19 protein-coding genes and 2 pseudogenes are annotated in these 20,236 nt (G+C 49.1%); 6 read left to right on the top strand and 15 right to left on the bottom strand.

Translation table 11 applies throughout. The features are described 5' to 3' along the window. Positions 1-107 precede the first annotated feature (107 nt). The 3 genes from TJ79_RS00120 to TJ79_RS00110 form a co-directional block, all read right to left on the bottom strand. Positions 108-998 (bottom strand): AraC family transcriptional regulator, encoded by an 891-nt coding sequence (locus tag TJ79_RS00120; protein WP_040948251.1) that lies wholly within the window; start codon positions 996-998, stop codon positions 108-110. Positions 999-1,061: 63 nt separating this feature from the next. After that, positions 1,062-2,054, bottom strand: a complete 993-nt coding sequence (locus TJ79_RS00115; protein ID WP_040948250.1) for a Gfo/Idh/MocA family protein — start codon at positions 2,052-2,054, stop codon at positions 1,062-1,064. Between the two features lie 93 nt (positions 2,055-2,147). Beyond that, positions 2,148-5,057, bottom strand: coding sequence for a glycoside hydrolase family 3 protein (locus TJ79_RS00110; protein WP_238322703.1), 2,910 nt, complete (start codon positions 5,055-5,057; stop codon positions 2,148-2,150). A gap of 201 nt (positions 5,058-5,258) precedes the next feature. On the opposite strand from TJ79_RS00110, the gene TJ79_RS00105 reads away from it, so the two are divergent. Then, positions 5,259-6,476, top strand: coding sequence for an alanyl-tRNA editing protein (locus TJ79_RS00105; protein WP_040948248.1), 1,218 nt, complete (start codon positions 5,259-5,261; stop codon positions 6,474-6,476). A 152-nt stretch (positions 6,477-6,628) separates the two neighbouring features. Here the strand turns inward: TJ79_RS00105 and TJ79_RS00100 are convergent, their stop codons facing one another. The 12 genes and pseudogenes from TJ79_RS00100 to TJ79_RS00045 form a co-directional block, all read right to left on the bottom strand. Continuing rightward, positions 6,629-8,125, bottom strand: coding sequence for a glycoside hydrolase family 43 protein (locus tag TJ79_RS00100; RefSeq protein WP_040948247.1), 1,497 nt, complete (start codon positions 8,123-8,125; stop codon positions 6,629-6,631). A 205-nt stretch (positions 8,126-8,330) separates the two neighbouring features. After that, a complete protein-coding gene (locus TJ79_RS00095) occupies positions 8,331-9,425 on the bottom strand; it encodes a Ger(x)C family spore germination protein (RefSeq protein WP_040948246.1) in 1,095 nt (364 codons plus the stop codon). Continuing rightward, the gene (locus TJ79_RS00090; RefSeq protein WP_040948245.1) at positions 9,422-10,492 is read right to left on the bottom strand and encodes a GerAB/ArcD/ProY family transporter; all 1,071 of its coding nucleotides are present in this window, start codon (positions 10,490-10,492) and stop codon (positions 9,422-9,424) included. Before TJ79_RS00090 ends, TJ79_RS00095 begins: the two co-directional genes overlap by 4 nt. Beyond that, positions 10,485-11,831, bottom strand: coding sequence for a spore germination protein (locus tag TJ79_RS00085; protein ID WP_052339127.1), 1,347 nt, complete (start codon positions 11,829-11,831; stop codon positions 10,485-10,487). Before TJ79_RS00085 ends, TJ79_RS00090 begins: the two co-directional genes overlap by 8 nt. Before the next feature lie 174 nt (positions 11,832-12,005). Beyond that, positions 12,006-12,707 (bottom strand): RNA polymerase sporulation sigma factor SigK, encoded by a 702-nt coding sequence (gene sigK, locus TJ79_RS00080; protein WP_040948244.1) that lies wholly within the window; start codon positions 12,705-12,707, stop codon positions 12,006-12,008. Positions 12,708-13,161: 454 nt separating this feature from the next. Beyond that, on the bottom strand, positions 13,162-13,425 hold the full coding sequence (locus tag TJ79_RS27850) for a UPF0158 family protein (RefSeq protein ID WP_238322705.1): 264 nt from the start codon (positions 13,423-13,425) through the stop codon (positions 13,162-13,164). A 29-nt stretch (positions 13,426-13,454) separates the two neighbouring features. Beyond that, entirely contained in the window at positions 13,455-13,607 is a 153-nt protein-coding gene (locus TJ79_RS27845) for a hypothetical protein (protein ID WP_238322702.1), read from the bottom strand. After that, positions 13,604-13,798, bottom strand: coding sequence for a hypothetical protein (locus TJ79_RS27840; protein ID WP_238322701.1), 195 nt, complete (start codon positions 13,796-13,798; stop codon positions 13,604-13,606). The genes TJ79_RS27845 and TJ79_RS27840 overlap by 4 nt, the downstream gene beginning before the upstream one ends. Positions 13,799-13,810: 12 nt before the next feature. After that, the gene (locus tag TJ79_RS00060; RefSeq protein ID WP_040948242.1) at positions 13,811-14,944 is read right to left on the bottom strand and encodes a DUF6155 family protein; all 1,134 of its coding nucleotides are present in this window, start codon (positions 14,942-14,944) and stop codon (positions 13,811-13,813) included. 154 nt (positions 14,945-15,098) lie between these two features. Beyond that, a complete protein-coding gene (locus tag TJ79_RS27835; RefSeq protein ID WP_040948241.1) occupies positions 15,099-15,377 on the bottom strand; it encodes a hypothetical protein in 279 nt (92 codons plus the stop codon). After that, positions 15,377-15,643, bottom strand: coding sequence for a hypothetical protein (locus TJ79_RS00050; protein ID WP_040948240.1), 267 nt, complete (start codon positions 15,641-15,643; stop codon positions 15,377-15,379). The genes TJ79_RS27835 and TJ79_RS00050 overlap by 1 nt, the downstream gene beginning before the upstream one ends. Before the next feature lie 201 nt (positions 15,644-15,844). Continuing rightward, a pseudogene (locus TJ79_RS00045) lies at positions 15,845-16,042 on the bottom strand (RNA polymerase subunit sigma-70); the annotation flags it as partial. A 154-nt stretch (positions 16,043-16,196) separates the two neighbouring features. Between TJ79_RS00045 and TJ79_RS26415 the strand changes: the two are divergent. The 5 genes and pseudogenes from TJ79_RS26415 to TJ79_RS00025 all read left to right on the top strand — a co-directional run. Beyond that, a pseudogene (locus TJ79_RS26415) lies at positions 16,197-16,360 on the top strand (transposase); the annotation flags it as partial. 184 nt (positions 16,361-16,544) lie between these two features. Then, positions 16,545-17,243, top strand: coding sequence for a response regulator transcription factor (locus TJ79_RS00040; protein ID WP_040948238.1), 699 nt, complete (start codon positions 16,545-16,547; stop codon positions 17,241-17,243). Further along, positions 17,240-18,499, top strand: coding sequence for a HAMP domain-containing sensor histidine kinase (locus TJ79_RS00035; protein ID WP_040948237.1), 1,260 nt, complete (start codon positions 17,240-17,242; stop codon positions 18,497-18,499). The genes TJ79_RS00040 and TJ79_RS00035 overlap by 4 nt, the downstream gene beginning before the upstream one ends. A gap of 140 nt (positions 18,500-18,639) precedes the next feature. Continuing rightward, positions 18,640-19,401 carry an ABC transporter ATP-binding protein gene (locus TJ79_RS00030; protein ID WP_040948236.1) on the top strand — a complete coding sequence of 254 codons (762 nt, stop codon included), beginning with the start codon at positions 18,640-18,642 and terminating at the stop codon, positions 19,399-19,401. Position 19,402: 1 nt separating this feature from the next. Further along, a partial coding sequence (locus tag TJ79_RS00025; protein WP_040948235.1) for a hypothetical protein occupies positions 19,403-20,236 on the top strand: 834 nt, incomplete at its 3' end.

The raw sequence follows: 20,236 nt of genomic DNA, 5'->3' as shown, positions 1-20,236 counted from the left end.
AATTAATTGCGCTTACGCCTTTATCTTACGGCCTTGGGGGACTTGGATTCCATAGTAATTTTGCATCGACAATTGTAATATATTGCTACCATCCCGTTTGGGAATCACTAATCAAAATAGATACGGTTGAACGTCAGCTGTCCCGCTTCGGAACGGAAGCTTCCGGGCGTTCGTCCCGTCATTTTCCGAAAAACCTTGATGAAATAGCTGCCGCCAGAATAACCGACTTGCTCGGCGATCCGCTCCACGCTTATGTCCGTCTCCCGCAGCAATCGAATCGCCTGCTCGATCCGAACTCGGTTCACATAGTCACTTGGGGAAACGCCTACCGCTGATGTGAAGATCCGCAAGAAATGATACTTGGAAACGTCCAGCCGATCCGACAAAAGCTCCAGGCTGATCATCTTTTCGTAATTCGCGTGAATGTAATCCACCGCTTGGCGCACTTTTTCCGGCCATTCTCTCCGGTCTCCCCGGGGTACCGCCGCAAACCGGCAAAGTTCGGATACAAATTGGTATACGTACGAGGATGACGTATACGCCTCGTTAATGCGCCCGCCGTTCGCCTCGTTCCAAATGCTGCGTAGAAGCTGAATCGGCCGGCTTTCCGGCGGCAATTCGGGTGTTTCCCCCAAACGCTCCTTGGCATCCAGCCAGTTGGGAAGAATCAAATCCGGCCGCATCAGCAGGAACAGAAAAGACCACCGGTCTCCCCCTTCGGGAAAATAGTACCGGTGATCACTGGGGATTTCCGCCATGAAAGCTTGTCCCGCTTGAATCTGGTGCTTGATTTTGCCTGACTCGAAGACGCCTTCGCCTTCCAGCGTATATTGGAACAAGAGCAACGGTCCATCTGTCCGTGTCAGCCCGTCCCACCGGTAGGACGAATCGCGAATCGTGTCCTGTCCCACCGCAAACAGATTGCACATCGCCAACTGATCAGGCGTTGAAAAGCGAAAGCCAAAGGTGCCTCTCGATATTGATGAATCGGATGCCACAAGCGGTGACCTCCCCCAATGCTATCAGTGAACAAACCAACGTGTCCTTTGCGGATCGATGGATTATTCCGTAGGATACCGCAAGCCCCACATGTTGCGAATCTGATCCATCGTTTCCATGATTTGCACCGTTTCGTCTATGGGCATGATCTCGTTTTCGAGCTGGCCGGCGCGCAAAGAGTCCATGGCTGCCTCCGCCTCGAATTTGTAGCCTTGGATCTCCCGATCATCGCAGAAATCCAGCGGCTCTTCCCCATTCACATGAAGGGTAGCCTTCCGGCTGAATAAAAAGTTGGGGATATGGATGTGCCCTTTCGTGCCGTATACGTATGCGTCATTCGTCATGTTCAGGCGGATGGCTCCGTTCAAAACCGCCGTCCGGCCGCCTTCGTATTCGAAAAGAGGCGAAAATTGCTCATCCACTCCCGTTTCGCCGATCACGGCGCTGCTCATGATTTTGCTTGGCTGCTCGCCGCAAATCATCGAAGCGAAAGAAACCGGATAGATGCCGGCATCGAGCAGCGCTCCTCCGCCCAACTCCTTATTAAGCAAACGGCCTTCCGGATTCCAACCGGCATCGAAGCCGAAATCGGCCTTGACCAGCTTGACTTCTCCGATCAGCCCCGCCTGCAGCCATTCCCGAACTTTCACGATAGGAGGGAGAAAACGGGTCCACATCGCTTCCATGATAAAAAGCTTCTGTTCCCGTGCAGCACGTGCAATCTCCCTGGCTTCAGCGGCATTAATCGTAAACGGCTTCTCGCACAGCACCGCTTTTCCCGCCTGTAAACAAGCGAGCACCTGATCTTTATGCAAAGGATGGATGGTTCCGACATAAACAATATCCACATCCGGATCGTTCACAAGCTCATCGTAACTGCCGTAGGCGCGTGGAATCCCGTGTTCGTCCGCGAATTGCTTTGCTTTTTCCGATGACCGGGAAGCGACTGCAATCAATTCAGCCCCATCCGCATAAACCAAATCCTTCGCAAAAGTAGACGAAATACTGCCGGGTCCCATGATGCCCCAGTTGATTTTCTTTTTTGCTGTGTCCATTTGCGACTCCTCCCATCCTACGGGCCTCATGGCCTTCGCATCTTTTATGATCTTACCATTTGGACGGGCGCATCTCCAGATTGGAGTTTAGATCTATGCCAACAAACGGAACCAACTAAGGGAAACCTGTCCCTTCAAGACGAGATAAACGTCGTGACGGCCGTTTGCTGACGTCAAGCCACTCGAGAAGCTGCGCCAAGTCTTCGAACCGTCATTTGAAATCGCGAAACTGCCGGCGAGGGGGCCGTTCGGTCCATCCAACCGGATATCGATTTTCGCATCTCCGACGCTGGAAGCACGAAGCTCTATCGCGGAAACGCCCGTTCCCAGCTCGACGTCATGGAAGGCTAACCAGCCGGCCGTACCGCTAACGACGACGGCGGTTCCGCCCTCCGTGCATTCCCCTAGTTGAACACCCTCGTATGCATCATAATTCATCGCCAAGGTCACCTGCTTGAGGTCCCGCGGCGGGATCGTTTCGCCGGTAACTTTCACACGGTCCTTGAGCCGCAAATCTTGGGAAGATGCCCCCAGGAAAATGGTGATCTCACCGCTTTCGATACAGAAGCGTTCACGCGTCACATCCCATATGGCGAGGGTTTCCAGAGGGAGCCTGAACGTCACCTCTTTTGTCTCTCCGGCCATGAATACGATCCGGCGGAAGTCCGCCAATTGCAACTGGGGTCGCTTCACACGGGAGGCTTCTGCCCGCACATAGAGCTGCACGACTTCCTCGCCCGCGCGATCGCTTGTGTTGGTCACCCGACAGGTGACCTCGACGAAATCTTGCTTCCCAACCTCAACTTGATTGGAAGAGAGTCTCAGATCCTCATACCTGAAATCGCTATATGAGAGGCCATGACCGAATGGATACAAGGGATCGCCTTCGAAATATTGGTACGTCCGTCCACCGCGGATGATGTCGTAATCCATAAAAGGCGGAAGTTGATCGACGGACTTGTACCACGTCATGTTCACGCGGCCGGCCGGATTGACAACGCCAAACAACACGTCTGCAACAGCGCGGCCAAGCTCTTGGCCTGCATGGGATGTATACAGAATTGCCGGAGCCTTCTCCTGCAGAGCATTCAGGGCAAACGGGTAACTGCCAACAACGACGATGATGGTGTTCGGGTTGGCCGCGAGCACTTCCAGCGCAAGCTTTTCCTGCGATGCTGCTAATGTGATATCCGGCCTGTCCATCGTCTCTTTCCCATTGATTAAAGGGTGATTGCCGATGACTACAATCGCTGCATCGGCATCCCGCGCAGCTTCTACAGCAGACTGAATACCGCTTGTCACCGTTTCGAATGCGAATCGTTCAGCTGGCGCGCCAACGCCGGCATCGGCTATCTCCGCAGCTCCACCGACATTGATGGCGTTAGCGGTTTCCGCCCCTTGGCCGTCGCCAGCAAGAAGATTACCCGAGTTGACATCGACTGTCACGGGCACCCCGTTCCAAGTCGAAATCTTCCGTTGCGAACCTTCGCTTGCTTCCGGTTGAATAAGGAATACTTCTTTGGTGAACCATTCCCAGATCATCTGGGCCGACGCTTGAACGGTCTTGTCGTCTGTCGTTAAATAGCGGCCGTTCTTCTCGGCGATCAGCGTATGGCTGCCGAAGCCCCAGTCCGTCAATTCGAACACATCGCCGTCCTCGGCATGAAGTGCATCAGCCGCAAGAACATCCTTCGCTTTATCAGAATCGCCGAGACGGACATACTTCCCGCAGCTGACTGCTTTCAAACGCACGCGATCCGTGCCTCTGGCGTGCACGGTTTGGGCACCGTTACCGGCGGCCGCAAGCCGCTCCTCTATCCCTTGAAGCGGACTGACAGCGTACGGCAGCGAACCGCTGTACCAGTCGCGGTATACGATATCCGCCAGTGGTCCGACTACGGCCAGCTTGCGCAGCTTGTCCGCTTGAAGCGGCAGAGCTTCTCCCTCGTTTTTCAGCAGTACGACGGCTTTCTGCGTCGCTTCCCGCGCCAAATCGGAATGGGATTTGCGGAGGATTGCGGTCTCATCGATTGCGGCGTACGGATTTCCTTCAACCGGATCGAATTCGCCGAGCCGAAAGCGGACGCGGAATGTATTTCGCAGCGCTGTATCGAGGTCATTTTCAGACAAGAGCCCCTTCGCCAGTGCTTCCCGAATCTCCTTCATGACGAAGTCGGCTTCATCGGTAATGCTATCGATGCCGCCTTTTTGAATGGACTGGGCTACGGCTTCCGCAAAAGTCTCAACATATTGATGATCCCGCACGGTTCCCGACACGTCGAAGGCATCGCTGACAACGAAGCCGTCCATGCCCCACTCTCCCTTAACGATGTCGACTACCATGCTGCTTAAGTTCGCCGGTATGCCGTTGATGGCGTTATAGGCCGTCATCATCGACTGGGCGCCGCCCTCCTTGAACGGGATTTCAAACGCCTTCAAATAGTACTCGCGGAGATTCCGCGGATCTAGGCTAACGGAGCTGTTGCCTCGCCCTACCTCATTGTTGTTGCCGATAAAATGCTTCAGCGTGGCAACCGCCTTCAAATAAAACGGATGATCGCCCTGAATGCCTTGCACCAGCTCAGCGGACAATTTTCCGGCCAGTACGGGATCTTCCCCGTAGGCTTCTTCCGTCCGTCCCCAGCGCGGATCGCGTTCCATGTCCACTGTCGGCGCCCAAAGGGATAATCCGTTATGTGTAGGATCCAGCTTGTAGAAGCCGCGGGCCTCGTCGCCAATCGCGCTGCCGATCCGTTTGAGCAAATCCTTATCCCATGTACACGCCAATCCGATCGGCTGGGGATAACCCGTCGCCTCGCCGAGCCAGGCCATGCCGTGGGCGGCTTCCGTTCCATGCTTGTAAGCTTGTATGCCAAGCCGTTCCACTGCCACTTGATATTGCGGCATAAGACCGATCTTTTCATCCAATGTTAATCGGCTAAGAAGATCGTTCAACCGATCCTCCAGAGGCAAATCGGGGTTTTGATAGGGTGTCTTTGTCATCTTAATCCTCATCTCCGGTGTCTTTTCAAATTACGACATCCTTGTATTTGAGGAAGCCCGCACCCGAATGGAAGGGGCCTCCCGCTTTATCATTCTAATCGAAAACATGATAATCGAAAAATGGTAAGCTCCTTGGCCGCTGCGGTCATGAGAAGTGGTATAATAGACCAGGTTTAGATGATGAAACGGAGGCAGACCGAAATGGCAGAAACAGAGCGGCTCTACTATGATTCACCCTATATGACGGAGTGGCGAACAGAAGTTAGCGGCACGATAACGCGGCAGGACGGACAATACGTCTTATTAGCCCAAACCGCCTTCTATCCCCATGGAGGTGGCCAGCCATGCGATACGGGTACCATCGGCGGTGAGCCGGTGCTGGATGTGATAACCGAAGAGGGTGAGGTTCTGCACAAGGTAGCGCAGCTACCGGGTGCCGGCACCCAGGAGTGCCGTATCGACTGGAGCCGCAGGTATGACCACATGCAGCAGCACAGCGGCCAGCATTTGTTGTCTGCCATATGCCGCAACCTCTTTGGAGCAATGACCGTAAGCTTTCATCTTGGCGCAGATACCTGTACGATCGACGTGGAAAAACCGGACCTGACCATTGATGAGCTGGAGAAGCTGGAGATAGCCGTGAACCAGCATATCTATACCAATCATGCCATCCGTAGCACCTTTGTTTCGGCGGAAGAGGCTGCAAATCTGGAGCTGGTAAAGCAGCCGAAGGTGACAGACCGCATCCGAATTGTGGAAATGGAGAATGTGGAACACAACGCTTGCGGTGGAACCCATGTCTGTTCTACGGGAGAACTTGGCATGATCAAGCTGCTCCGGACGGAAAAAATGAAAGGAAATACCCGCATCCATTTCAAATGCGGCGCGCGAGCACTGGCGGAAGCCCAGGAAAATCAACGGATCATCAGCGCTCTCACAACCGCTTTGAAGACGAATAAGGGCAGCTTGTTGGATCGGTTCGAAAAGGGCGAACTGGAACAGAAACGATTGTTGGAAGATGCCGCTATCCTGAGGGACAAGATTGACCAATTTTTTGTACGGGAATTACTGGCGAGTCACCAGGACAAATCTAGCGGAAACGGTGATCTTCAAACAACTGCCGATAGCGGGATTATATCCATTGTGCTGGACGACCGGCCGCTGAAGGAAGCTCAGAATCTAGCTCATCTGCTTACGGCGGAGAGTGACGCGGTGGTATTGATCGCTCTCACGGCCGAGAATAAAGTCATGCTCGCTCATGGTGGCAACAGAGAGTTTTCCTGCGGCGCATTTTTCAAAGAGCACTTATCCCGTTTTGGGGGCAAAGGCGGAGGCAGCGACAAAATGGCACAAGCCGGATTTTCAACCTGGGACGAAGCGGAACGCTTCTATCGATTTGCAGAAACGCAGTTACAGTAGGGATCAGCCGGATACAGGCTTTAGAAAATGAACTTGTTAAAATTTTGCACCCACGAAAAAAGAAGCACCGAAAACAACAATAACCGTTCTGGTGCTTCTTGTTCTCATCCTTTTTACAATGAGGTTAGCCAAATTGCTTTCATGGGTCAGTATTACAAGTATTCGCAGCAAAAATTCGAAAACTCCGCTTCATTGCTGGAGCCTTCGGACTGTGCATACAATCCGATCACGACCCCGGTGAATCCTCCGGCAACCTCTGAGGAAAGGTATCTGGATTGGGCTGATCCCAAATCAATTTCCTGCTCCTCTGCTCGAAGAAAGAAGCTGTAGTTGGTACTGGTTGCCCGAATCACCAGCGATGCGCGATTGCCGCCGGTAAGCTCCACGACTTTTTCCACCGATTTGATATCGCCGATATTCAGACGCTTGATGACCTCATAGCCCGTCCCGATTTTGCGAATAGCTAAATCATAATGATGGTTTTCGTCCATGTATACCGTAATGCCAGCCTCGCCATGGTTGATGGATACGTCGCAGGAAATGACAGCATTGAAATCCTTCTGACGGATCGCGAAGAAAGTAGGAGAATCCGCTTGATCAAGGGTGACACCCGTACCTTTGAGCGTTAGCTTGTTTTCTTCCAACCGATAATTTTCATGATGCGGATGGCGTAGATAACACCAGTCCAGATCCCAATTCGTATTTTCGAAGGTGTCGATCTTTTTCTCCATTTGCGTCACGCCGTGCGGAATGCAGTCCGTTTCAAAACTGGCCAAAGTCGTTCCATTGTGCCCCGCCTGAAACCAGCCGTCCTCCCCGAATGTAACCGGCGCAAGGAATACTTCACGTCCAAGATGGTGGTAGGTAAGCCACCGGTGAATCTGGCGGAATCCCAAGTGGAAAATCCACCAATTGCCTCGATCGTCTTCTATAAGGTTGCCGTGCCCGACGCCCTGCACCTCATAGCCGCCTAAGTTCCGATTGGTCAAAACGGGATTGCCGGGGTAAGCTTCAAAAGGACCGAATGGATCATTTCCCCTGGCGTAGGTTACCATGTGGCCATATTCCGTTCCGCCTTCAGCCGCCATGAGATAATAAGTTCCCTTTATTTTGTACAGATGCGGACTTTCCAGATAACGCCCGCCCGAACCTTGCCAAATGGAACGGCTTGGCGTCAGCTTACGGCCCGTCTCGATATCGATTTCGCATTGGACAACCCCGCCAACACCCTGATCATCCGTTCCGTTGCTCATAAAGAAGGCTTTCCCGTCCTCAAAATACAAGCTTGGATCAATTCCGTCCTGCTCTACAAAAATGGGTTCGGACCACTCGCCGTAAATGTCGTCCGTCCATACATAGAAGTTCTGATGCGTCGTATCATTCGTTGTGGTCATATAGAAACGGCCATCGTGATGGCGAATCGTCGGGGCAAAAACCCCACCCGAGCTGTTCACGCTCTCCAGTTGAATCTGGCTTTTTCTTGTCAGGCAGTGGCCGATTTGCCGCCAGTTGATCAGATCTTTACTTTCAAAAAGTGGGACGCCGGGAAAAAACTGAAAGGAACTGCACACGAGATAGTAGGTATCGCCCGCTTTACAGATACTGGGGTCAGGGTAGAACCCTTTAATAACGGGATTGCTGATCTTCATATATCCACCTCTTACCTGATGATTTCTTTTCACACCTTATCACAAACCTGGCCGTGAAAATATCGTAATCTTGATGGTCATCTACTGCTTCCTCTCATTTTATCTATCTTGTCCATTATAAAAACGGAAAACAGCCCGCCCCTCGGTGAACTGTTTTCGGCAACCTTATCTTTTCATCGTCCGTTTCTCAAACACTAAACCAAGTTCACGAGCTTTTCAACAAGCTATTCTGCTTAGGAACTTTTTCCATGCTCTTAAAGTAGATTTCGTTCATTACATTCACACGAACATTGACGTTCTGCTCAAGCAATGGAAACCACTTCGATTTCCATTCCTTTATTTGCTCATCTGCCAGATACGGTCGAAAGATGAGACCGATCCCCAGCACATCTGATTTGTAATCGTGTATCTTTTTCACAGTCTTGTTAAATTTCCGATTCAGCTGTTCGCGCATCTCTTTCTCAACCTGATCTTTGGTTTTTCCTTTTTGAATTTCCATAATCACGACATTGAGGGTAACGTCTGTCACAAGAGACGGCCCCTTATCAGACCAATGCCGGTGATGCTTTATTTTAGCGTTCTGTATCAAGACGCTCGTGTTCTGAGATACCTCGATCGTCCCCCCCGTATACCTCCCCTTGAATAAATTGTACAAAAGCGTTTCGTCCTGGCTTAGCGTTCCAACCATGCGATTTTCCCGAATGATAGCCGTACCTTTAAAGGTAAACAATGTATGCTTGCCGTACTTGAGCATCGGAATGGCCATATCTTCCGAGTAGGAATTCTGGCTGCGGTAAGCTTCCCATATTCTTATAATCGATTGATTGGGTGTCCATCCTGCTTCTTCACTGAAAAAATCATACGTTGACACTTCCGGCGTCGGGGATATTTCATGGTAAAGCGTCTTCTCGAATTCTTCATCCACTACCGCTACCATCCCTTTAATGGAGATATCGTTGGCTCTGACTGCGAAATTGACGATGTTATCTATCCCTTGACTGGCCAATTCCTTATCAATCAGCAGGATCCGCAAATGCACTAAATCAATGCTTTTCTCGGAATCGGTCCGAATCAAATCGATCGCTTTGCTGATGGATTGCGCCTCCTTATCTAAAAACTGGGTTTTTCCGGATGCCTTTGGGACTTGCAGGATGATCCTGTATTTTTCCAAACGGCCTTTCCCTATGCCCATAACAGAGGGAAGATACTGTTTGTTGATGTCCTTCGTATCCCAGCACCCTGACAGCAGCAAAATCATACAGAGTGAGGCAATCAGGAGTTTCATCATGCGGATGCTCATGCGTTCACCTTCCTTCGGCGCCATTGCGCCACAAGGAATACGATGATGGGAAAGCCAATCGTGGAGTACAGGCAAAAGTACGAGTTCAGATATAAATAGTTATTCAAGGTGTTCTCGTTCGGTATTAGCTGGACAGAGACATACAGAATGATGCTCGCAATCGATAAAATCCATTTACTATTGGCTTTTGGGATAAACAACAGATGCAGAAGCGACACAAACATCCAGATCAGAACGGAAGCCTTCAATACTCCGAGCGCATTGGATGAAACGACGTAGAAGCTCGGGAGCCAGTCAAACACGACCCATTCCATATCAATCGTATCCGATGCCATAAGCAAAGGGTATTTCATATGTACTGCCGTTTCCTGCCCAAAAACGAGCAGCGGGATATAGACAGATCCCATAGCAAAAACAAATACAATCCCAACCACCGCGGCTGCTTTGCCAAAACCGATCGGTTTTTTTGAGGATGTCATGCCAAGAAACAGAAATCCGGCATAAATAACCATTCCCACATAGAAATCCGGATGAAAGAGAAAGGAAAAGCTGCCATCCCATACCGGGAAAATGTAGCTGAATCTCAAATTTTTGATGCTGATCAGCATGGAGAAAAGGACGAAAGGCATGTACAAGAAAAACCACAACATGCTTGACCGAATGATCACCGAAAGCCCTTTCCAAGCTCCGTAGAAGATGAGGAAGACATAAAGAACCGACGTTGCGGCGAACGGCGTTTGCTGAAGAAGCACCGCCTTAATTTCAACCGTTTGGTAATACATCTGCGTGAATATTAATAGAAACAAAAAAATCAGTAAAGGCAAAACAATTAGCCTTGCTCCCCATTTCCCCAAAGCATCCATGCAGATATCAGCTGCCGTTTTCTCAGGGAACAATGCCAACGCCTTCAAATATAACCATAGAATGGGCAGCTCTATTAAAAAGAGGGCCGCGATGGCCATCCAATGCCCTTTGTCAGTAGCCGAAATCATCCGCTCGGGAACGATGGCAAAGATCGATGCCAGATGCAGCAGAAACAAAAGGATAAGTGTCAGCCGTTTATTCATCTGAAGCCTTCCCTTTCACACTTAAGCTTAAATAAGGGACCGAGCATGTCGTCAAGGACGCGAAATAGAGCGTGATCCAGATCATCGCGGCTTCTAACCCCCATATCCCGAAAAACGAGCTGGCGAACATCACCACATACTTGTACATCCTTATGCCGACCCCGTTTATATAACTCGTTAGCGCAAAATTGGCAATAGCGGATGCAACCAAAATAATGATTAACAAATTGCTCACAAGCTTGGCCTGAACGATCGCCTGTCCCAGCAGGATGCCCCCGATCATCGTGATGGTAGGCCCGATGTTCTTGGGAAGCCGGATCGTAGCCTCAATGATCATCTCCAGCAGCAGCATGACCAGCAGCATTTCGATAAGTGAAGGATAAGGAACCCCTTCTCTGCTCTTGGCTACTGTGATGGCCAACTGTATCCGTAGCAACTCCGGGTTAACGGAATTCAACACGATATAAAGACCTGGAAGCATAACCGCCATAAGCGCGGCTCCTATCCGTATAATGCGTAAAAACAGTTGAAAGAGCTGCGGGTAGTTCGCATCTAGGGTTGTGGTCCATAAATCCGTTACGATCGCCGGAAAAGAAAAGGCAAACGATATTTGGTCGATCAGGATCACGACTTTCCCATTCATCAAATTCTGTACCGCCTCCCCGGGAAGTTCTGTTGGGATGTAGGTAGGCGTAATCGTGAATTTGGGATGCCCCAACGCACGGGTCAAATCTCGAGCCGTTGTTATCTCCTTGTCCTGATTCTGCTCCAGACTTTTCTGGATGGATTCGATAACTTTCGGCTGGGCGGTCCCTTCCAGATAGATAATGGCGATTTTTTTAGCCGATTGGCTCCCCATATACCGGGTTTCGATGACCAGATGATCCGAAATCATTTTTTTACGCATCAGCCCGATATTTTTATCAATATCTTCCGTAAAAGCATCAAATGCAGACTGAATGGGATTCTCGCTGTTCGGAATCATGATGGAGCGAGAAAGTTCAGCCGGCTCCGGTTCGATAATCGTGGCCAAATCATCCTTACCGAAGGAAATAAGCTTACCCTGCAGCAAATGTTCAGCCAAACGAGATACAGAAGCAGAGGCGTCATCATCCATCGTTCTAAATGCTTGCCTCAACGAGTCATTATCCGGTTTGGCCGCTTCTTGATTCATGGCGGATACCGTTTTCCGAAGATTGACAAGAGATTCAAGGAAATAGGCTTTATATTCCTCGCTTCCGACAACCAGGGTTGTGTAGGTGAAATCGGAATTCTTCCAAAACCGCTCATAAAGCTGCTTTTCCAACCCTTTAAGGTTTTGTCCATCGGATCGATGCAATTTTTACCACCTCCTACTGAGTAGTGTGTCGTTGAGAAAATCGATTTATGCAGAATCTGGCTAAGTCGAACTCCCGGAAAAGAAAAGAGGATCACGAATGATCCTCCATCTCTACTGCCATACATCTTCTTTTACAATAAAAAGCAGCCTGCCCCTCGGCAGACTGCTTATGCATTATCGTTTCACCTTATAAAATTCATGGTACAGCTTCATCAGCGCTCGTTTTTCTATTCGCGACACGTAGCTGCGGCTGATGCCCAGCTCTTTGGCGATCTCCCGTTGAGTCTTCTCCTCGCCGCCGGTGTCGAGACCGAAGCGTCCGCGGATCACTTCCTGCTCCCGTGGGTCCAAAATATCCAAATGGGCGTAAATTTTTGACTTCTCGATCTTCATCTGCACCTTCTCCGCCACATCGTCGGATTCGGAGCCGAGAATGTCGATTAAGGTGATCTCGTTTCCTTCCTTATCCGTACCAATGGGGTCGTGGAGGGATACGTCTTTGCGGGTCTTTTTCAGAGAACGAAGATGCATAAGGATTTCGTTTTCAATACAGCGCGCGGCAAAGGTGGCCAGCTTGGTGCCTTTTTCTGGGGAAAACGATTCAATGGCTTTGATCAACCCGATAGTACCGATGGAGATCAGGTCCTCCAGATCTTCGCCGGTGTTGTCGAACTTTTTGACGATATGCGCAACGAGACGCAGATTATGCTCGATCAGCAGGTTGCGGGAAACCGGATCGCCCTGCTGCATCCGCTTCAGATGCTTCATCTCTTCCTCTTCGGCAAGAGGCTGAGGGAACGCATTGTTTTTGACATAAGAGACAAGTAGTGACAGGTTCTTTAAAAACATGGCAATTGCCGCAAAAAGTCCGGACACGAGCCGTCACCCTCCCGCGATGTCGAATACAACATCTTATGTGGGCCGGCGCCTATCTGTGCCTGTTCACTTTGCGTAAAAACTTATTTTGTAATCCCCACCCTTTTAAAACGCAAAAAAACAAGGTGGAACGGGGCAATCAGACCGCCCTGCACATGATCGGGGAAGATGTCATTCATGACCCCCCCGGGTCTTGAACGACTTCGATTTCGCCGTTCGCATATTCCTTCACGATCTGTCCGTTATCGTTTTTTTATACAATGTACGTCCCATTCGCTATCGCATCCAGCTTCGCCCGTTCCCCGGTCAGCTTGATATATTTTGACAACTCTTGAATGCGGTCCATATTATTCATCGTCCATCCATCCTTTTCAAACCTGCCCTTTTGTTGATTTTATGCTTTTAATGTATGCTTGAGCCAAGTGCTTTAAATGGCCAACAGCAATTGAATAAATCACTCGAGAATCAACTTCACTTGAATAGAGATGAACCAATCCGAGACACGCATGCGATTCCGTCCTTCAATAAAAAGGTAATACCGCTCAAGTTGCTCTTTGTCGGAAGATAACGCATCCTTGAATCTTCGGAATATTCTCTTGCCGCCGCTCAATATGTGCATCAAAGTGGATTGCAGCTTTTTATCTTCAATCGTTGCCGCAAAATCCATCATATCCGCATACCCTTCATCCGATTCCCGTTGTGGAATCCGAAAGTAAATTTCATTATAGCCTTCTTCAATGGCTTCGCTTAATTCTTCGTCCTCTTCATCGATGTCAAACGCCTGTAATGGACGACTTCGCCAGTTTGGATATTCAGGAAGGACTCCATGCCTTCTATGTACATATCGTAGGTGTCAACTATCTCCTGAAACTGCTGCTTGGTCAATTTCAATTCTTTCATAGGTTCTCTCCAGCTACTGTCGTTTTTATCCACTCGCCAATTTGTTCTGCCTCATGTTCCTCCCACGTAATCCCATAAGGGAAGCCGCCATCTGTATATCCGGCGATAAAATAGAAATTCTCGTCCTGTTCAAACAGTTCCATGATTTCCGTTTTCAGATCCGTCCGCTTCTTTTTCTTCCTGCCGCTCATATCGTTCTCCGCCTAAATCCATCGTATTTGAGCGTGTAGATCAGCCAAAGCTTCAGGGAATCCCCAACCGACCTCGTCTGCTTTCGAAACAATCACTTCGAGGCGTTCCTCGAATTCGTCGAACATCACAGCTGTTTCATCTTCATTCACTTGCTCTATAATATCAGCATAAACAGACTCCATGCTGTAGTAGAAACGTTCATCGATATCTCCATAGGTTAAGGTAAAGTCCACTCCATTTTCGACGTAGATCAACTGCAGCTCCAGACTGTACTTTGCGCTCCCAGTTAATTTTTTGAATTCTGATATCGCTTTTTTAGCTTCTTGAAGCCTCAGCTTAGCATCACCCCGTTCAGGGAAAAACTCTTGCACTATCTTCTTGCGATACTCGTGAAAGAGAGACTCTACCGCTTCATCGCCCAGTATTCTTACGGCAAGAAAGTTCTCCATATCTTTGCTGGCACCATAACAAGCCTTGACAATATCAATCAACTGATCGTTATTTAGCTGCTTCAGATGCTTATTCAGAGCGGACTTCGTCAGCTTCATGAGCTTTTTGCCTTCCGGCCGCTTAATCAATGACTTGGGGATAAGCTTGTCCTTCTGCCTTAGAAGCTCCTGGTTCACCTCTTCGCACGAAAAATGTTCAGGATTATATCCCTTTTTTGCCCACCCAATAAACTGATCCTGCTCCGGATGATTGGGAGTAGACAGCACTTCCAGCATATGCTGATACCCCCATACACCTCCCACATCTTCATGTGGGCAACTGCGGGCTCCATCCAAACACAAGGGTGTTGGATCCGATACCGACGCATCGATTTTGATCAGGGTAACCGTATGTCCCCAATTATCGCCAAAATCATAGACGTATGAAAAATCGGTATTTTCATCGTAAAAATGCTTTTTTACATTTTCTCTCCGTGCATTCACCACTTCGCGGTCTTCCAGATCTGCGAATGTCGGATCAGGCAGGCCAATAACTTGTCCATTAACATGATATTCGTACAGATGGTAATTTTCCCATCCCATGACCGTTTGGATGATTTTGTGAAGCTGATGAAACGTTACTTCCGGATGAAATTGAAACTCACGCCAAATCTTCGGGACAATCTCATTCAGTTCGATTCTGCAAATATAAACCATGATCGTCTGTTCTCCTTATTAATATTCTGTATATAGAAATAAAATAAACCCACTGTATCCTCAATGGAGTTACAATGGGTCAGTTATTTAGGTTCATTCCCATTCTTCTTCGCTCATTCCTTCCAATTTCGTCAGTCAATTATCAGCCTCATTTTCATTTCTCACCAGGAAACAGAACAGCAAAAATCCAAACGTCATTTTCCTGCTGTTCAAAGTAAATCCTAAACCTCTTCACAACGATACGTGACAGTCCCGCATAAGTGCCCCCTTCCTCCGTATAAGCTTTGCTTAATATCAGATTGGAGAGTACAGGTTCTGTTTCAAGAATCAATTGAGATATAAAATCAAACGTTTCCTCGGGGGAAAATCGCTCGCTGCGAAACTGGGAGAGCTTGTTTCTTACCGCGGGAGACCATAGAACTAAGCGTTGCATTATCGAAAGTCCTCGGGGGATAAGGATTTCAGTATTTCTGATGTACTCGTGAATTTGCCCAACTTGAATTCCTTCCTACCTTGTTCAATCATGTCCTTCAATTCCGGATTCGCCTCAACATCAGCTTGAATGGAACGCTGCTCTTCCTCTTGCAAAACGAGAGTGAACTTTCCTTTTCCTGGAATACGAAATTGGAATACGGAGTTATCGCGGTTCATATTAGCGATGTTCTCCATCAACTCTTTCTGTGAATTGACCTTTTCCATTCGATGTCACCCCTGTCATAAGTATTTCCTTTATATTATCAACAGTATAACATACACCACTCCGATCAAGAAGAAATAGACAAGCGGCCCCTCTCGGACCGGCATATCCCCCCATAAGGCTCGTCCGCCCTCACCTCACAAACCGCCCGCTGCATACAAACCGCGCCGCTTCCTGACATCGGTTTGTGTTCACAACGTGTTGACGATATGCGCCACGAGACGCAGGTTATGCTCGATCAGCAGGTTGCGGGAATCCGGGTCGCCCTGCTGCATCCGCTTCAGATGCTTCATCTCTTCCTCTTCGGCAAGAGGCTGAGGGAACGCATTGTTTTTGACATAAGAGACAAGTAGTGACAGGTTCTTTAAAAACATGGCAATTGCCGCAAAAAGTCCGGACACGAGCCGTCACCCTCCCGCGATGTCGAATACCCTAGTTTATGTGGGCCGGCGCCTATCTGTGCTAGTACACCTTACGATCATCCGCTCTTATTTTAACAATTGTCGCAAATATATCTGGCGAGTAATTTATGCCTCCATAAAAATGACAAAACATCCTAACGGGAAAACCGTGTTGGTTTTGGACAACGCTTGAAATCATCACGCAAAATTAATCGAACCATTCTACAGGACCATAAGGATTGCCTAGAACTTGTCTTTCTACCACCATACAGTCCTCAATTGAATATTGTTGAAGGTCTGTGGGGATGCCTGAAAAGTCGGTCATTTAGTGGCTTCCTGCCTGCTGTACAACTGGCTAAGCAAATTATCGACGAATGAAAGCTCTTCCAGTCGTTAGGCTTAGGGTAGCTTATTTTTTATGGGTTTTCGAACGTCCGCCCATGTGGTACATTATGGGAGATTAATCTGCATCTTTCATTCTACTAATTAAATGGAGCGTCCTATGAAATACGATTGCTTGATCGTGGATGACGAGATCGTACTCGCGGAAACGACGACGGAGTATTTTAATATGTTCGAAGTCGTAACCGCTAACGTCTCCGACGTGGAGGCGTGCTCAAAATTTCTGCGGGAGCATGAAACATCGCTTATCCTGCTCGACATTAATCTCGGACAAGCTTCGGGCTTCGAACTATGCAAGAAACTGCGGCAAACGACGCAGATTCCGATTATTTTCATAAGCGCCAGGTCCAGCGACGACGACGTGCTGATCGCGCTCAATATCGGCGGCGACGATTATGTGCAGAAGCCGTATACGCTCAGCATTCTGCTCGCTAAGGTGAAAGCGATGCTGAAGAGGTACGGCGGCTATGAGGGCTCTTCCGGTTCGGAGGCGACATTATTATCATTCGGTCCGGTGAAGATCGACCCGGTGCTATGCCGCGTGCGGATGAACGGCGAAGAGGTCAAACTGAAGTCGCTCGAGTATAAATTGCTTCATTACCTTGCGGTCAACAAGAATCGGATCATTCCAAAAGAAGAGCTTTTTCAGAACGTATGGGGCGACTCCTTTGTCGGGGATGGCACGCTTAACGTTCACATCCGCCATTTGCGGGAAAAGCTCGAAGACTTGCCGCACGAACCGCGATATATTAAAACCGTTTGGGGCAGAGGGTACGTTCTGGAGGATGACGAGGCATGAGAACGCGCTTTGTGCTATTCATGATTGCAGCGATTATCGTTGCGGGCGTCGTGCTGGCCTACCGGACGGTGAATACGAAAGTGGAAGCCGATGTGGACGTAGTGGCGGTGAACGCACTGCTCAAGACGGTCGAGAGCCACTATCCGGATATCCAAAAAGCGGACTTCGGCGAAACCAAAACGCCGTTTATCGTTATCGATAATGAGGCCAACATGCTGTTCGAGTCTTCTCCGAGCTTGTTCGTAGATTTAAACGACGCGATTAAGAAACGAAGCACAGTCGTGGATGTTCATTCGAACGGCGCGCTCGTAGGAAAGCTGATCGTGCCGAACGAGTACAAGCCCATTATCGAACGAGAACAAAGGAAGCTCGCGACCGTCATCGTGGGGGCATTCAGTCTGCTGGCTGTTCTGTCCGCCGTATATGCGTTTCTGTTGCACGTTACTGTGTTTAGGCCCTTTAAAAAACTGAAAAGCTTCGCCACCAATATCGCCAGAGGAAACCTCGATATCCCGCTGAAGGTGAGCGCAGGCAATCCGTTCGGCGCGTTCACCGAAAGCTTCGACATCATGCGCGAGGAGCTTGCCGCTGCGCGGGAAAGCGAATATGCCGCCAATAGAAGCAAGAAAGAGCTCGTGGCAAGCTTAAGCCACGACGTGAAGACGCCGATCGCGTCGATTAAAGCGATCAGCGAACTGATGCTGCTTCGGGCCGACGATGAGAAGACGATTAAACAGCTGAATATGATTGTCGCCAAGGCGGAGCAGATCAACCTGCTCGTAACCGATATGTTCCATGCGACTTTGGAAGAAATACAGCAGCTGAAGGTTGAGCCGACCGAGGAGTTAAGCAGCTTCGTCGAAGAGATGATCGCAAGCGTCAACTATTACGGCCGAATTCATTGCGAACCCATTCCGCCGTGCGCGATCGTGGCGGATGTGTCGCGTCTGCAGCAAGTATTCGATAACGTACTAAGCAACGCCTATAAATACGCGGGGACTGACATTACGATCCAAGCGCGCATTCAGGGCGGTTTTCTGGAAATCGACATCAACGATTACGGTAAAGGTGTCGCCGCGGACGAGATGCCGCTTCTTACGGGGAAGTTCTACCGGGGGACGAATGCGGAAGGGTTTAGCGGAACCGGGCTTGGACTGCACATTTCTTATACGTTCATGCAGCGCATGCAAGGTGAGCTGGAGTGCTGGAATCGTAACGACGGTTTTACTGTAACTCTCAGATTAAAGCTTATTTAAGCTTTACGGAACAATTAAGAAACCGTTAAGGATTCGGCAAAGATCCAATAAGAATCGGTATTGTATGCTAGGACTGTAAGCAACGTTGCAGTCCTTTTTTTAATTCAACCAACTAAAAAAATGACAAGGATGATTCGAAAATGACAAACGCATTGTTAAAAACCGAAAAGCTCTGCAAAACATTTTCCAACGGCGGTGTACAACAGCATGTGCTGAAAAACTTAGATATCACGCTCATCGAAGGAGATTTCACGATCATTATGGGAAGCTCCGGCTCGGGCAAGTCAACTCTGCTCTACGCGCTCAGCGGAATGGATAAGCCGACGCTCGGTACGATCCACTTCGGCGCTAAGAATATTTCCGAGCTTAACAACGATAAGCTGGCCAAGTTCAGAAGAAACAACTGCGGGTTCGTGTTCCAGCAAGTTCATCTGCTCGACAATATGAGCATTCTCGATAATGTGCTGGCAAGCGGAATGCTTTCAAGCCAAAGCAAGCGCACGTTAGTGGATAAAGCCAAGAAGCTGCTGAAGCAAGTAGGCCTGAACGAGGAGTCATGGCGCAAGTTCCCCTCGCAGTTGTCGGGTGGAGAAGCGCAAAGAGCAGGCATCGTGCGGGCGCTGATCAATGATCCGAAAATCGTTTTCGCGGACGAACCGACCGGTGCGCTCAACTCGGCTTCCAGCGACAGCGTGCTCGACGTGCTGACTAAAGTCAACAACAATGGTCAGAGCATCGTTATGGTGACACACGACATGAAAACCGCCATGAGGGGCAACCGCATTCTGTATTTGCACGACGGCGTCATGCGCGGGGATTTGAATTTGGGAGCCTATGATCCGTCTCGTAACGCGCAGCGGCTTGAGAGGTTGAAGGGTTTCCTAACGGAGATGGGGTGGTAATATGAAAATTTTCAAACTGGCATGGGCCAATATTCGCAAAAGCAAAAGCTCAACGACATCGCTGCTCGTTCTCGTTCTGATCGCCAGCCTGCTGCTTAGCATGGGAATATCGATTATCACCAAGATGTCCAGCTTTTACGATGACAAGGTAGAAGCGTTGCACGATGCGCATATTAATCTTGTGATGAATCAGGCGGATTATGAGCCGGCTTTCGAAACGTATTTCAACAATAACCCTGGAGTAAAAGAGGTAGAGGAGGAATCGATGCTGCTTATGAGCGGCGTCGATTTCCACTACGGGGACAGCCTTTTTAACACAAATGCAGCCATGCTCAACGCGGATGACAACAGACAGATCTCGCCGATCCATCTCGTTGAGAAACTCGATACGGTTCAGAGCAGCGATATTTACGTGTCGTACAGCTTTAAGGACGAAGGGGGTTATCGCTTAGGCGATAATATTACGTTCAATTATAAAGACCAAGAATACAGTTATCGGATCGCTGGATTTTACGAGTCAACGGTATTGAACACGACTGATAATTACGTCATTAAATTCATGCTGCCGAACGCGTCTTATCAGCAATTGAAAGCGAATTTGAACGGAACTGCGGACGGGGCTATGTTATCCGTTATTTTACAAGACCCTACGCATTCGACGGATGTGCTGAGTGATTTTAATAATCAATTTCCACGTCCAGGCCTTAAAAATTATTATCAGATCGATTACGAGACGATGAAGAGCGACAAATCGCTTATGATTAATTTCATCGCTGTTATCATGGTCGTGTTCGCAGCACTGATCGTCATCGTCACCTTAATTGTCATTAGGTTC

The sequence above is a fragment of the Gorillibacterium massiliense genome, from assembly GCF_000455485.1.
Lineage (GTDB): Bacteria > Bacillota > Bacilli > Paenibacillales > NBRC-103111 > Gorillibacterium > Gorillibacterium massiliense.
Note: the sequence above shows the minus strand (reverse complement) of the source record. Positions and strands in the feature narration are given on the sequence as shown.

Bases quoted from the DNA above. Each gene is read 5' to 3' on its own strand.
- TJ79_RS27840 (WP_238322701.1), bottom strand. From the start codon at position 13,798: ATGAGCGGCAGGAAGAAAAAGAAGCGGACGGATCTGAAAACGGAAATC.
- TJ79_RS27845 (WP_238322702.1), bottom strand. From the start codon at position 13,607: ATGAAAGAATTGAAATTGACCAAGCAGCAGTTTCAGGAGATAGTTGAC.
- TJ79_RS27835 (WP_040948241.1), bottom strand. From the start codon at position 15,377: ATGCAACGCTTAGTTCTATGGTCTCCCGCGGTAAGAAACAAGCTCTCC.
- TJ79_RS00095 (WP_040948246.1), bottom strand. From the start codon at position 9,425: ATGAGCATCCGCATGATGAAACTCCTGATTGCCTCACTCTGTATGATT.
- TJ79_RS00090 (WP_040948245.1), bottom strand. From the start codon at position 10,492: ATGAATAAACGGCTGACACTTATCCTTTTGTTTCTGCTGCATCTGGCA.
- TJ79_RS00060 (WP_040948242.1), bottom strand. From the start codon at position 14,944: ATGGTTTATATTTGCAGAATCGAACTGAATGAGATTGTCCCGAAGATT.
- TJ79_RS00050 (WP_040948240.1), bottom strand. From the start codon at position 15,643: ATGGAAAAGGTCAATTCACAGAAAGAGTTGATGGAGAACATCGCTAAT.
- TJ79_RS00030 (WP_040948236.1), top strand. From the start codon at position 18,640: ATGACAAACGCATTGTTAAAAACCGAAAAGCTCTGCAAAACATTTTCC.
- TJ79_RS00040 (WP_040948238.1), top strand. From the start codon at position 16,545: ATGAAATACGATTGCTTGATCGTGGATGACGAGATCGTACTCGCGGAA.
- TJ79_RS00035 (WP_040948237.1), top strand. From the start codon at position 17,240: ATGAGAACGCGCTTTGTGCTATTCATGATTGCAGCGATTATCGTTGCG.
- TJ79_RS00110 (WP_238322703.1), bottom strand. From the start codon at position 5,057: ATGACAAAGACACCCTATCAAAACCCCGATTTGCCTCTGGAGGATCGG.
- TJ79_RS00115 (WP_040948250.1), bottom strand. From the start codon at position 2,054: ATGGACACAGCAAAAAAGAAAATCAACTGGGGCATCATGGGACCCGGC.
- TJ79_RS00100 (WP_040948247.1), bottom strand. From the start codon at position 8,125: ATGAAGATCAGCAATCCCGTTATTAAAGGGTTCTACCCTGACCCCAGT.
- TJ79_RS00105 (WP_040948248.1), top strand. From the start codon at position 5,259: ATGGCAGAAACAGAGCGGCTCTACTATGATTCACCCTATATGACGGAG.